The organism is Haemophilus parahaemolyticus (genome assembly GCF_002015035.1).
Classification (GTDB): domain Bacteria; phylum Pseudomonadota; class Gammaproteobacteria; order Enterobacterales; family Pasteurellaceae; genus Haemophilus_A; species Haemophilus_A parahaemolyticus.
In genome coordinates, this window is sequence record NZ_MUXY01000015.1 from 1 (window position 1) to 13786 (window position 13786).

General features: G+C 41.0%; 11 protein-coding genes and 1 tRNA gene. 6 read left to right on the plus strand and 6 right to left on the minus strand.

The window, feature by feature from the left end; translation table 11 throughout:
- Window positions 1-40: 40 nt before the first annotated feature.
- The 5 genes from B0185_RS08420 to mglB all read right to left on the minus strand — a co-directional run bounded on the left by B0185_RS08420 (window position 41) and on the right by mglB (window position 6031).
- Entirely contained in the window at window positions 41-1213 is a 1173-nt protein-coding gene (locus tag B0185_RS08420; RefSeq protein WP_005706638.1) for a lipoprotein-releasing ABC transporter permease subunit, read from the minus strand.
- A gap of 109 nt (window positions 1214-1322) precedes the next feature.
- Window positions 1323-2270 (minus strand): 2-hydroxyacid dehydrogenase, encoded by a 948-nt coding sequence (locus tag B0185_RS08425; RefSeq protein ID WP_005706637.1) that lies wholly within the window; start codon window positions 2268-2270, stop codon window positions 1323-1325.
- Between the two features lie 126 nt (window positions 2271-2396).
- Window positions 2397-3407, minus strand: coding sequence for a galactose/methyl galactoside ABC transporter permease MglC (gene mglC, locus B0185_RS08430; protein WP_005706644.1), 1011 nt, complete (start codon window positions 3405-3407; stop codon window positions 2397-2399).
- 14 nt (window positions 3408-3421) lie between these two features.
- Entirely contained in the window at window positions 3422-4921 is a 1500-nt protein-coding gene (mglA, locus tag B0185_RS08435; protein ID WP_005706633.1) for a galactose/methyl galactoside ABC transporter ATP-binding protein MglA, read from the minus strand.
- Between the two features lie 117 nt (window positions 4922-5038).
- The gene (gene mglB, locus B0185_RS08440) at window positions 5039-6031 is read right to left on the minus strand and encodes a galactose/glucose ABC transporter substrate-binding protein MglB (RefSeq protein WP_005706636.1); all 993 of its coding nucleotides are present in this window, start codon (window positions 6029-6031) and stop codon (window positions 5039-5041) included.
- A gap of 242 nt (window positions 6032-6273) precedes the next feature.
- On the opposite strand from mglB, the gene B0185_RS08445 reads away from it, so the two are divergent.
- The 5 genes from B0185_RS08445 to B0185_RS08465 all read left to right on the plus strand — a co-directional run bounded on the left by B0185_RS08445 (window position 6274) and on the right by B0185_RS08465 (window position 12140).
- Entirely contained in the window at window positions 6274-6984 is a 711-nt protein-coding gene (locus tag B0185_RS08445; RefSeq protein ID WP_005706645.1) for a ribonuclease T2 family protein, read from the plus strand.
- A gap of 236 nt (window positions 6985-7220) precedes the next feature.
- A complete protein-coding gene (locus B0185_RS08450; RefSeq protein WP_005706642.1) occupies window positions 7221-7712 on the plus strand; it encodes a SprT family zinc-dependent metalloprotease in 492 nt (163 codons plus the stop codon).
- A 124-nt stretch (window positions 7713-7836) separates the two neighbouring features.
- Window positions 7837-9117 carry an NAD(P)/FAD-dependent oxidoreductase gene (locus tag B0185_RS08455; RefSeq protein WP_005706640.1) on the plus strand — a complete coding sequence of 427 codons (1281 nt, stop codon included), beginning with the start codon at window positions 7837-7839 and terminating at the stop codon, window positions 9115-9117.
- A 278-nt stretch (window positions 9118-9395) separates the two neighbouring features.
- Complete coding sequence (locus tag B0185_RS08460) at window positions 9396-10820, plus strand: sucrose-specific PTS transporter subunit IIBC (RefSeq protein ID WP_005706635.1); 1425 nt, start codon at window positions 9396-9398, stop codon at window positions 10818-10820.
- Between the two features lie 63 nt (window positions 10821-10883).
- On the plus strand, window positions 10884-12140 hold the full coding sequence (locus tag B0185_RS08465; RefSeq protein ID WP_005706632.1) for a paraquat-inducible protein A: 1257 nt from the start codon (window positions 10884-10886) through the stop codon (window positions 12138-12140).
- 189 nt (window positions 12141-12329) lie between these two features.
- On the opposite strand, the gene mltA is transcribed toward B0185_RS08465, so the two are convergent.
- On the minus strand, window positions 12330-13451 hold the full coding sequence (mltA, locus tag B0185_RS08470; protein WP_005706634.1) for a murein transglycosylase A: 1122 nt from the start codon (window positions 13449-13451) through the stop codon (window positions 12330-12332).
- 210 nt (window positions 13452-13661) lie between these two features.
- On the opposite strand from mltA, the gene B0185_RS08475 reads away from it, so the two are divergent.
- Window positions 13662-13738, plus strand: a tRNA-Met gene (locus tag B0185_RS08475).
- Window positions 13739-13786: the final 48 nt, after the last annotated feature.

Genomic DNA, 13786 nt, shown 5'->3' on the forward strand with positions numbered 1-13786 from the left:
CAAGGGGCAAATTACATTTTTCTCTACAGAAAATTATTATTTATTCATACCTCAACGCCTGAGCTGGCTCAATTTTCGATGCACTAAATGCGGGATAAAGCGTACACGCGAGCGATAATAAAATCGATACCACCGCAATCACCGTAATTTGCGTTGGAGAAATCAAAGTTGGCAACACAATCGCAGGGTTAATCATTGCAATCAACGTATCTAAATTCATTGCGGCAGCCACGCCTAAAACGACACCTAAAATCGAGCCAATAATCCCCACAATCGAGCCTTGGAAAATAAAAATTTCCATCACTTGCGGTTTGGTTAAGCCTTGAGTTTGTAAAATCGCAATTTCGCCCTGTTTATCTACCACCATTAAACTTAGTGAGGTAATAATGTTGGAAATCGCCACCACAATAATGAGGCTAACCAGCAAGCCCATCATATTTTTTTCCATTTTCACCGCTTGGAAAAACTCGCCTTTCTGCTCACGCCAATCATGGATTTGGTATTGATCTCCAGGGAAGTAACGGCTTAATTCGGTAACTTGGAACGGGTCGTTTAAATACAAGCGTATGCCTTGAATATGCTCGTTATCAATCCTGAGCAGTCGCCCCACATCCGCTAAATTCGCAAATAGCGTATATTCGCTGCCATTGCTATTCGCATAATAAAAGCCTGAAATCTGAAACAGACGTTGCATCGGTACGCGTCCCATCGGTGTGTATTGGCTGTTTTCAGTAATCATAATGCGGATTTTTTCACCTACATTTAGATTCAATTTTTGAGCCAATTGCCAGTTAATTAGCACGTTAAATTCGCCTTCGGGCAGAAGCTGTACCACATTTTCACCATTTAAAAGCGGATCATCCTGGGCATTTTCCACGCCAATTAGTGAGCCTGCTTCAATCCCTTGCTGGCTTTGAATAATGATATTCGTGCGGTTAATTGGGTTGGCTTGAGTCACTAAATTTGGTTGGAGCAGTTGCTCATTTTTTGTAAAATGCCCATCAATTGGCATCACAACCGCATGTGGCAGTGTGGAAAGCAAATTACGCTTTTGCATATTTTCCAAGCCGTTCATAATGGAAAGCACAATCACCAATGCCATTACGCCTAGCACGATGCCAAAGCTGGCGAGGTTGGTCACCAGTCGTCCAAAACGATCAGCACTTTTCGTTCGCCAATACCGCCAAGCGATAAATAGAGGGATAAAATTCATATTATATAAATCATATAAAGTACTTCACCCCCTCCATTTACGGAGGGGGAAAGTAAAAAATAAAGGGAAGACTATCTTACCATCTTCCCTATTTTTGCTAAAACATTAATTACTTGCCAGTTTTTACAAACTCTTCAATATTTTGAGCAACTTTATTGACCAATGTTGTAACCGCTGAATCGCTTGCCCACGCAATGTGTGGGGTAACCAACAAATTCGGTAAGCGTTTAGCTGCTTGAATAAGCGGATCATCAATTGCTGGTGGCTCTTTTACTAACACATCTAACGCTGCCCCTGCAATTTGACGAGATTCTAATGCTTGTAACAATGCTTTTTCATCTACTACAGGTCCGCGGCTGCAGTTAATCAAATAAGCGGTTGGCTTCATCAATGCTAAAGTTTCTGCATTAATTAAATTTTGTGTTTGCTCGGTAAGTGGACAGTGCAAAGTAATCACATCCGCTTGTTTGAATACGTCCTCAAACGGTGTATAGCCTTCACGAATGGTTGTTGCACCTTGATGCTCTGCAAAAATTACGTTCATTCCGACCGCTTGTGCAAGGCGAGCAACCTCCGCACCAGTATTGCCTTTGCCGAATACCCCAAGCGTTGCACCACGAATATCGGTAATTGGATAATCGGTGTAGCAGAACTGCCCACAAGTCGCCCAACGGTCGCTGGTCACTTGGTCGTGATGGTAACTCATTAAGCTATGTTTAAGCGAAAAAATCATCCCCAATACGTGCTCTGGCACGGTCACAGAAGAGTAACCTGTGACATTTTTTACACAAATACCAAGCTCTTTTGCTGCCACTAAATCCACGTTATTTGTGCCTGTTGCCGTAATCGCAATCAATTTTAATTTAGGTAATTTCGCTAATAATTCACGCCCAAGTAATACTTTACTGGTCACGATAATATCGGCATCTTTGGCACGCTCAAAGGTCTCATCGCTACTTGTGCGGTCATACTCCACCCAATTGTGCGGAAAACTTGGACGAGGAATGTCGTGTGTGGCAGGAATGCCTGTACGGTCTAGGAATACAATATTTAGCATAGCAAGCTCCTTTTTCTTTTGTGTTGTAAGGGATATGCAAGCGGTCGAGTTTACAAAAAATCGTGCAAATTCGACCGCTTGTTATTGATGTGTAAGTGCAAATTGCCCTTACTTTATTCTGATTAACTATTTTTTCTTCGCGTATTTCAATGAGTCAATCGCAACGGCTAACACGATGATGCCACCTTTGATGATGTATTGCCAGTAAGGGTTTACGCCGATGTAGGTTAAACCATAGTTGATAACGGTGAAGATTAATACCCCTGTTACTACGCCGATGATAGTACCCACACCACCTGCGAATGACACACCACCTACTACGCAGGCTGCGATTGCGTCCATTTCATACATAAAACCTAAGTTGTTGGTTGCACTACCGATACGGCCTGCTTCTAACATACCACCGAAGGCGTAGAAGATACCTGATACCATATAGATACCCATTAAGTTCATTGCTACGTTTACGCCTGAAACTTTCGCTGCTTCTGGGTTACCACCAATCGCGAACACGTTTTTACCGAAACGGGTTTTGTTCCATAAAATCCACATAATCACGGTTGCAATGGCTGCATAAATAGTGATGTATGAGAGTTTAAAGCCACCAAGTCGGAAGAAACCTTGTGCAAAGTCTGAGAAATTTTCGCTAAAGCCTGCGATGGGTGATGAACCTACAGCATCATAGTAAAGTGAGTTGATACCGTAGATGATGATCATTGTCCCCATTGTGGCAATGAATGGTGTTACGTTTAAGTAAGCAATCACAAAGCCGTTAAACAAACCGATAATTGCACCGATACCACAGATAATAAGCACCACCACAGGAATTGGCATTTCTGCAAGGTTCGGGAATACTTTGTTCATATTATCCATTGCTTGTAAGAGCGTAGCAGAGATTACCGCAGCAAGACCGACCTGACGACCAGCGGATAAGTCGGTACCTTGAGTAACAATCAGCCCTGCAACACCAAGAGCGATGATTAAACGTACTGAAGATTGGGTTAAGATGTTACTAAAATTTCGTAAACTCAAAAAGCTAGGATCTTGTGCGATAATGATAATAAGTAAGATCAATAACACAAAATAGATGGCATTTTGTTTCAGAAAATTAAGTGCTTTGTTAGGTTGTACCGCAGACATAATTCACTCCTGATTTATAAGTATTTTGCCGCAAGTTGTAATATTTCTTCTTGGGAGGTTTTTGCCGTTTCGACAATGCCCGCCACTTTACCATTACTCATCACGATAATTCGGTCGGTTACGCCAAGTAATTCTGGCATTTCCGATGAAATCATAATGATGCCTTTTCCTTTATTGGCAAGTTCAAGGATCAGTTGGTAAATCTCAAATTTCGCCCCGATATCGATACCACGGGTTGGTTCATCTAGCATTAACACTTCTGGTTGGGTTAATAACCAACGTCCGATGATCACTTTTTGTTGGTTACCGCCTGAAAGTGAGCCAATCGATGTGCCGTGCGATGGGGTTTTTACGTTCATTGAGTCAATTACCCATTGGGTATCGCTTTTCATTTTTTTGTTACTCAATAAGCCGAATTTGCCTAAGTACGATTTCATATTTGAAATGAGGGAGTTAAATTCGATACTTAAATTAGCGTAAATCCCTGTGGAGCGACGCTCTTCGGTTACCAAAGCAAAGCCGTTGTTAATCGCTTCAAAAGCATTGCGGTTACGAATTTCTTTACCGTGGAGTTTAATTACACCGCTTGCTTTTTCACGCACCCCGAAGATGGTTTCTACAATATCGGTACGTTTTGCACCTACCAAACCTGCTACGCCAAGCACTTCGCCTTTACGTAATTCAAAGGTGATATCTTGAATTGAAGGTTGGTTTTTCGCAGTTAAGTGTTCGACTTCTAAGATTACCTCTTGTGGTACATTGGTTTTTTCTGGGAAACGTTGGGTTAATTCACGCCCTACCATCATAGAAACCACTTGATCCATTGAGGTATCTTTAATCGCCACGGTATTCACCCATTTACCATCACGTAAAATCGTAATTTCATCACAAATTTTGAAGATTTCGTCCATTTTGTGTGAGATGTAGATAATGCCACAGCCTCTGTCTTTTAATTTTTGGATGATTTTGAATAAGTGTTCTACCTCTTTTTCAGAGAGCGAAGAGGTTGGCTCATCCATAATCACGATTTTCGCATTGTAAGAGAACGCTTTAGCGATTTCGATCATCTGCATTTCAGACACAGAGAGTTTTGCCACTTTTTCCCTTGGATCAACATCAATGTCTAATTCATCAAAAATCGCTTTTGTATCGCGATACATTTTATCGTGGTCCACAAATGGACCTTTTAGTGGATAACGCCCGAGCCAAAGGTTATCCATTACGCTCACTTGTTTAACCAGGTTCAACTCTTGGTGAACCATTGAAATACCGTTTTCAAGTGCCTCTTTAGATGTTTTGAAATTAACGGGCTTACCTAAAAACAGAATTTCACCTTCATCTTTTGCATAAATACCAAACAAGCATTTTAAAAGGGTCGATTTCCCCGCACCGTTTTCACCCATTAAGGCGTGTACGCTGTGCGATTTTACCGTTAGATTAGCGTGGTCTAAGGCTTTTACCCCAGGGAACGATTTACTAACGTTTGTCATTGTGAGTAGTACTTCGTTTGTCATATCTCACTCCGTGTAAAAAATTGAGGCACGGACAATAAATGATTGAAATTCTTAAAATACCTCCCTCCCACTAGGGAGAGAGGGAATTTCATCAGACTTTGCCAATGCCTTTAATTATTATTTTAAAAATTTATTAAGGTTGTCAGCATCCACACCTAGGTAAGGAATACGTACGACATTTTTTTCAAGTTTTAGATCTGTGCCAGCAGTGGCATCTTTACCTGCTGAAAGGTTAGTGGATAATGCGATAACCGCTTTCGCTTGACCCACACCATCATTTAACACAGTACCTGCAATTTCACCTTTTTTGATAAGTTGTAATACTTCAGGTAACGCATCCACACCGAAGATTGGTAATTTTTTACCGTGTGCTTTAGTCGCTTCTAATGCACCCATTGCCATACCATCGTTGTTTGAAATAATCACTTCAATTTGGTCTGCTTTCGGGCTGGTTAACCAAGCGTCAGTTTTATCTTTCGCCATTGCCGCATCCCACATACCAGTGTCGATGAATAATTGCTCAGTTTGAATACCTTGTTTGTTTAATTCATCTACAACGTATTTTGTACGTGCTTCCGCATCTGGGTGACCTGGTTCACCTTTTAATAATACGTATTGGATTTTACCGTCTTTATTTAAGTCTAACGCAGGGTTTGCTTTCCATTGTTTCGCAATTAAGTCTCCTTGAATCACGCCAGATTCTTTAGGGTCTGTACCCACATAGTAAGCGTGTTCATAGCTACCAATCGCTTTTGCACCTGGATCTTTGTTAAAGAAGATCACTGGTACATCATCCCCTTTCGCTTTACCAATGATGGTTGGCGCTGCTGATGGGTCTACTAAGTTGATAGCTAATGCTTTCACACCTTTAGAAAGTAAGCCATCAACTTGGTCGTTTTGGATAGATTGTGTGTTTTGAGAGTCATTCATTAACAACTCGACATCTTTATGTTGAGCCGCTTCTTTTTCGATCTCTTTACGCATTAACGCCATAAAGTTATCGTCATATTTATAAATGGTCACACCGATACGATCTTTCGCTTGAGCAGTACCTACTGCTGAACCTAATGCAACCGCGAATGCTACAGCACTTAAAATCATTTTTTTCATAGAATTTCCCCTTAAGTGGAATGACATAGAGAGATTTTAGAGAGTCATTAAATTGTTATACCCTAACAACTTGCTCTAGATAATATAGATTTATGGAGGAATAATCCGTGATCTGCTTCACAAAATTTAACATTTGAGTTTTTATTGTTGAAATTTTAGCCTTCTTTGTAAAGTTTTTGGTTTTTTCGACCGCTTGTTTTATAGTACACACCTTTATGATTTGCTTTTAACCTATTTATTTTATGAAATTAACCAAAAAGACGATTAATCTATTGATTTTTCTTTTTGCGATTATTGTTTCTTACTTTTTAAATCAGCAAGAAAAATCAAAACCTACTCAAACAATAACTGCTTCTAGCACTGCCATTCAAGCCCAACAAGCGGTTAAAAATAGTTACGATATTGCAATGGCAGATGACAAATACGGACAAAACGTTACTGCACCTGTTGATTACTATATGCTTGCGCTCTCTTGGTCTCCTGCATTTTGTGAAGCACAGCGCGAAAAAAATCACGGTAAAATCCCTGAAAAGGCAGCCTATCAATGTGCAAGCGATCGCCAATTCGGTTGGGTCATTCACGGGCTTTGGGCACAGAATAAAAATGCAAAATCTGTCGAAGAACACCCACGTTTTTGCCAAGGCGACTTGCCGTCTGTTTCGCCACAAATTATCGAAAAATATTTGCCCGAATCCCCAGGAGCTTCACTATTACAAGGCGAATGGGAAAAGCACGGTGCTTGTGGATTCAACGATCCTGAAAGCTATTTTGCCAAACAGAAAGCCTTGTTTGATGATTTAGTCTTGCCTGATATGTGGATGCGAAATAATGAGCTTTTCCGATGGATGCGTAAAAATAATCCCAAATTAGACCGCGTGTATTTAGGGGCAAGCAAGAATGAGCTTTATATTTGCTACGATAAACAATGGAATGTGATGGATTGTCCGAGATAATATGAAGTAATTTCTTCGTTAATTAAGACTGCCACAAATGCTTGCATTTGAACGTTACTTTAGCAACGGCTCGAAGTGTTAGCGTAGCGAATAAATCTCCCTTACCCCTCTTTGCTAAAGAGGGGAATGTTTTTGATGAGGAATAGAGATCTCCATTTTCACTGAGATTCCCCCTCTTTAACAAAGAGGGGTAGGGGAGATTTGGCAGAATAAAATCCAACCAGATAAATAATTTTATGCCAGACCTAAGAATTCTCAAACTCCAAGCTCAACGGCAATTAAAACAAAGCCTTGCACTTGCTAACCAATTCTTTAACAAAGAATTTACAATACCCGTGATGAACTTCGAACTCCACGGACAAAAAGCAGGTGTGGCATATTTACAACAAAATGAAATTTGCCTTAATCCTGTATTATTGGTAGAAAATGGTGCTGCGTTTATTCAACAAGTTGTGCCTCACGAGTTGGCTCATTTACTTGTTTATCAACAATTCGGACGTGTGCAACCGCACGGTAAAGAGTGGAAAATGATGATGGAGCAAGTACTCGGTGTGCCTGCACATATCTATCACAAATTCAGTACCGCGAGTGTTGCTAAGCAATTCTCTTACCAATGCGACTGCCAAACGCACCTGCTTTCAGTCCGCCGACACAATGCTATTCAACGTAACCAACGCAGTTATATCTGCCGAAATTGTAACCAACCATTGCGATTATTGCTCGCATAACATTCCTTATAAGCGGGCAGAGTTTCGTTAAAAAATTGTTAAAATGGCTAGACATTCCGCTTAAAGTCCTTACAATTCACGCCAGTTTTATTTTTTAAATTTCTAAAAAAATTCGGAGTATATTATGGAAAAAATCGTGATTGTTGGCGGTGGTGCTGGAGGCTTAGAGCTTGCCACCTATTTAGGTAATAAATTAGGCAAAAAAAAGAAAGCAGAGGTGCTTTTGATCGACCGCAACGCTACCCACCTCTGGAAACCATTGTTACACGAAGTAGCAACAGGTTCATTAGATGATGGCACAGATGCAGTAAGCTACCGTGCTCACGCAACAAACCACTATTTCCACTTCCAACAAGGCACGCTTACAGGTGTAAATCGTGAGAAAAAAGAGATTGTGTTAGAGCCGCTTTTAGATGAAAACGGTGAAGTGTTAGTTGCTGAGCGTCACATCGCATACGACAAATTAATTCTTGCCATTGGCAGTAAATCAAACGATTTCGGCACTAAAGGGGTCGCAGAGCACTGTATTTTCTTAGACAGCTCTGAGCAAGCAAAACACTTCCAAAAACGTATGCTTGAGCTATTTTTACGTTTCTCTCACAGCCAAGATAAAGATGTAAAAATCGCAATTGTGGGCGGTGGGGCAACAGGGATCGAACTTTCTGCCGAACTTTACAACGCAGCTTCACACTTAAATGAATACGGTTTCGGTAAATTAAACCGTGCAAGCTTAAAAGTAGCACTTGTGGAAGCAGGCCCTCGCTTAATTCCTGCATTAACTGAAAAAGTGTCTGCTTCAGCTCTTTCAGAGTTACGCAAAGCAGGCGTCGATGTATATTTGAACACAATGATCACAGAGGCGGTGGAAGATGGTTTAATTACTAAAGATGGTGAAAAAATTGAAGCCGATTTAATGGTATGGGCAGCTGGAGTGAAAGCACCAGATTTTATCAAAGAGTTTGGTTTTGAAACCAACCGCTTAAATCAAATCGAAATCACCGATTTAATGCAAACCACAGTAGATAAAGATGTGTTCGTGATTGGCGACTGTGCTGCATTGATTCAAAACGGTAAACCAATCCCGCCACGAGCACAAGCTGCACACCAAATGGCAACCCAATGTGGTAAAAACATTGTGGCATTGTTAGAAGGTAAAGAAATGAAGCCGTTTAAATTCAACGATAAAGGCTCATTACTCTCTTTCTCACATTTCGGTACTGTGGGTAACTTAATGGGTAACTTAGTGAAAGGCGATATGTTTATCGAAGGTAAAATCGCTCGTCTTGCGTACCTTTCACTTTACCGTATGCACCAAGTCGCATTGCACGGTTGGTTGAAAACGGGCTTGATTTTATTAGTAGGACAAATCAACCGCTTCTTGCGTCCTTCCATGAAGTTGCATTAGTGTAAAGCCTGGGACTTACAGCCTTGAAATTTTAGTATTACAAATTTCAAGGCTTTTATTTTGGTTAGAGATTTTATCTATTATTTTTTTAAAATCACGATTAAAACAGGTTTTAAAGGGCGCTCTGAATGAGTAGATACTAAATCTTTTAAATCAAGTAATGGCTCAAAGACAAATTAAATTTTGAACTAAATCACATTTACAATACTTTTTTCTTTTTTAGCTAAACCGTTTTAGTTAGAATAGCCACGTTTTATTTTTCATCAAAAGAGGTCGCTATGAACTTCCCTAAAATTGCGGAACAAACCATCGCAAAATTGGGTGGTAAAGAGAACATTACCACTCTCGCACACTGTGCAACTCGCTTGCGTTTAACGCTTGCTGATGAGTCTAAAGTTGATAAAGAAGCTATCGAAAATATCGAGGGCGTGAAAGGTCAATTTTCTACCAGCGGTCAGTATCAAATCATTTTTGGTTCGGGCACGGTAAATAAAGTGCACGCTGAAATGCAAAAACAGATGGGCATTGGCGATATGTCTACTTCCGAAGCAGCTGCAGCAGGGGCTGCAAACCAACCATTATTACAACGTTTGGTGAAAGGTTTAGCGGATATTTTTGTGCCAATCATTCCTGCTATCGTGGCAGGCGGTTTGCTGATGGGGATTCACTCGACGCTAACCTCGGTCGGCTTCTTCTGGGAAGGGCATTCAGTTGTCACCAAATACCCTGAAGTGTCGGACTTAGTGGATTTCATCAATACCATTGCAAACGCACCATTCGTTTTCTTGCCTGTATTGCTTGGTTTCTCAGCGACTCGCAAATTTGGTGGTAACCCATTCTTAGGGGCAGCACTTGGTATGCTTTTAGTTCACCCTGCATTAGCAGATGGTTGGAACTACGCAAAAACCTTAATGGAAGGTAATATCAAATACTGGAACGTACTTGGTTTAGAAATTGAGAAAGTGGGCTATCAAGGCACGGTAATCCCAACTATTATTTCAGCTTGGGTATTAGCAACCCTTGAAAAAGGCTTCCGTAAATTCGTTCCGTCTTATTTAGATAACCTGGTGACCCCGATGTTCTCTTTATTCATCGCTGGTTTCTTGGCATTCACCGTTATCGGTCCATTCGGACGTGAAGCGGGCAGCTTAATTTCTTCAGGCTTAACTTGGTTATATAACAGCTTGGGTTTTGTAGGCGGTGCAATCTTCGGTACTTTCTACGCACCAATCGTTATCACGGGTATGCATCAAACCTTTATTGCGGTAGAAACCCAATTATTAGCGGACATGGCACACACTGGCGGTACGTTCATCTTCCCAATCGCAGCAATGTCTAATATCGCACAAGGTGCGGCGTGTTTAGGCGTGGCATTTACAATGAAAGATGCCAAAGTCCGTGGTTTAGCGATTCCATCTGGCGTTTCAGCCTTATTAGGTATCACCGAGCCAGCGATGTTCGGTGTTAACTTACGCTATCGCCACGCATTCATCTCAGCCATGATCGGTTCAGGCTTAGCAAGTGCATTCATTGCAGCATTTAACGTAAAAGCGATTGCTTTAGGTGCCGCAGGCTTCTTGGGGGTGGCTTCCATCAAACCAGACAGCCTTGCAATGTACTCAATCGGTATGGTAATTTCATTTGCGGTGGCATTCGTTTTATCAGTAATTTTGGGTAAACGTGCACAAGCGAAAAAAGCTTAATCTTTAAGCAATAATTTCACGCCCCAAGCAAATGTTTGGGGCGTTTTGTTTTATAATAACGGAATGAAAATACAGAAATTAACCCTTGAACGATGTGCTGAATGTGAAACTTTGGTGAAAGTTCCGCATCGGCTCTATAACCATATTGCAAATTGTCCGAATTGCCATCACACGCTCGAAAAAGGCAATGCATGGACTTTGCACCGCTGTGCTGTTATTGCTCTTGCGGTGCTTATTTTGCTCCCTTTTGCACTTACATTCCCTCTGATGAGTATCGACTTGCTCGGTGTGCCTGTGCACGCAACTATTTGGGGAGGTGTGTGGAAAATGGCAGTAGAAGGCTATGCTTACACCGCATTTATGATTTTGCTCTGTTCGGTTGTCGCGCCTATTGCTTTCGTATTGCTGATTTTAACCATCACAGCTCAACATTTAATTGGGCGGCGCCCTCGCTATACGCTGATTTTTCTTGGTAAAATCCAAGAGTGGGTAATGTTTGATGTCTATTTTGTAGCACTTGCCGTAGCCGCATTTAAAATCAGGGACTACGCCAGCATTGAGTTTAGCATCCATCTTTCTGCTTTTGTGCTTGCAACGCTACTCATTACCTTGTTATTTAGCAAAATCGATCTTAAACAAGCGTGGGCGTATTTTTATCCAGAATATCGACCGCTTGCATCGGATTATCCGCATCCGCCTTCACTTTGTCCAGTATGCGATTTTACTTTTGATGAAAATGTCATTGATTTAAAAGGTCGCCATCGCTGTCCACGCTGTGAAAGCAATTTGGATGTGCCCGATAAAATTAAATTACAACGAGTTTGGGCAGCTCTCATTGCTGGAGCGATAATGATGATTCCTGCCAACCTGCTGCCGATTTCAGCTACAGGGCTTGCAGGCTCAGTGTCTGCGGATACGTTAATGTCGGGTGTGATTACCTTTATGAAAATGGGCAGTTATGCGGTTGCAGCGATTGTCTTTATTGCAAGTATTGCCGTGCCGTTTAGCAAAGTCGCCATTTTGTTCTACTTGCTGTTAGCTATTCACTACAAATGGAAGCATCCTATCCATCTTCAAATGAAATTACTCCATTACGTTCACTTTGTAGGGCGTTGGTCGATGTTAGATCTGTTTGTATTAGCGTTGATGATGTCGCTATTAGAACGAGGAAATATTCTTAGTTTCTCGGTTGGCGATGCAGCGTTTTTCTTCGGCTCAGCTGTTTTTCTCACTATGATTGCATCTAGTAATTTGGATGCTCGAATGTTATGGAGAATTCACTACGAATACGAGAAAGAAAAAGAAGAACCTAAGGCTTAACAAGCTAAAAATATAGCAAGCAAAAACATCTTTATCAACTATAAACCCTATATGCCTATCTAGTGTGCCCTTAATAAAAATCCCCTATGTTCGATTACCAAACTAGAGGATTTTGCTCTTTTAAGGATAAACAGGGAGGAGTCAGAATTTGGTATAGAGTAGCATTTGTATAGCTAAATATGGCTAACACTAATTCAATACCCAAACACGCCCAAAGTGTTTTAATAAACCTGCAGTTTGAGCAGCTTTATTATTAGCGTTTTCAATACCTTGGTAGATATCAAAGTGATGCCCTTTTACTGCACCGCCCACATCTAATGCCACCATCAAACGCATTTCGTGCTTGCCTGTCCAATTGCCTTGGTCGTCAATTAATGGCATCTCTACTAATAACACACTGCCTGATGGCACAATACTTTTGTCTGAGGCAACAGATGCAAGTGCAACTAATGGCACACCTGCTGAGCCTTTTACATCATGGGTATCATCAAATCGGAAGAAAACATAAGATGGATTGCGCTCTAGTAAGCCTTGCGTGCGGCTTGGATTACGTTTTGCCCAATCTTTAATAGCTTGAGCTGACATTTTTTCTTTAGGAATTTCGCCATCTTCAACTAATAAACGTCCGACAGAGGCGTACTTAAAACCATTTTGCCCTGCGTAAGCCACGTGGCTTAAATGTCCTTCACCAAAATCAATAAAGCCGCTGCCCTGCACGCCTAAGAAGAAGTTATCCACCATTGAGTTAGAATAAGCGATCTCTAAGCCTCTTCCTGCCAATGCACCATTGTAAATTTGGGCACGAGTAAAGCGTTTGTTTGAACTTGGTAAGCTGTATAAGGGATGCTGAAATTTACCTTGCGGCGTGCGTCGAGCTTGCAATACAGGTGCATAATAGCCTGTAAATGCTACGTTCTGATAGCCATCTTTACCGCGCATTAAGTTGATATTAATGCCATATTTACTGAGGTCATTTACGTTTGCTCCTGCATCTACCCAGTGCTGCACTTTACTATATACACCAGCGTAACTACCCGTAATGCGGCTTGAATAGCTACGTACATAGTTGAGTTGAGAAATGAAATCTCGTCTATTAACAATCGGCTGTTTATTCCCGACCGCTTGCACACGAGCAAAATTCATATAAGAAGGCATTACTTGACGGTTCAGGTAAATCGCACCTAGTTTGGCATTTTCGGCATAAATATCTGTAATCGCACTTTGGGGAGAAGTTGGTCTTGATGAGCAACCAATAATTAAAGTAGAAAAGAATGCCATTCCAGCCCATTTAGCGTAGGCTTTCCAATTCATAATTCATCCATTATCTAGTAAGAAAATAAAGTGCATAGCCTACCAAAATTTAGGCAAAAGCGGTAGGATATTCAGCAATATTTTATCGGGAAAAAGAGAAGCGGTTTGGTGATTTTATATTTGATTTGATGTATAAATAGTCAAATAAACGCTTTTTTGAAAATACTGCTTGCTATTTTCACTATTCAGCGTATTATACATCTCAACAGACGCGGGGTGGAGCAGCTTGGTAGCTCGTCGGGCTCATAACCCGAAGGTCGTTGGTTCAAATCCAGCCCCCGCAACCAAATTTTTAACCCTTTGATTTATATTGAAGGGTTTTTTCTTATTTGCAA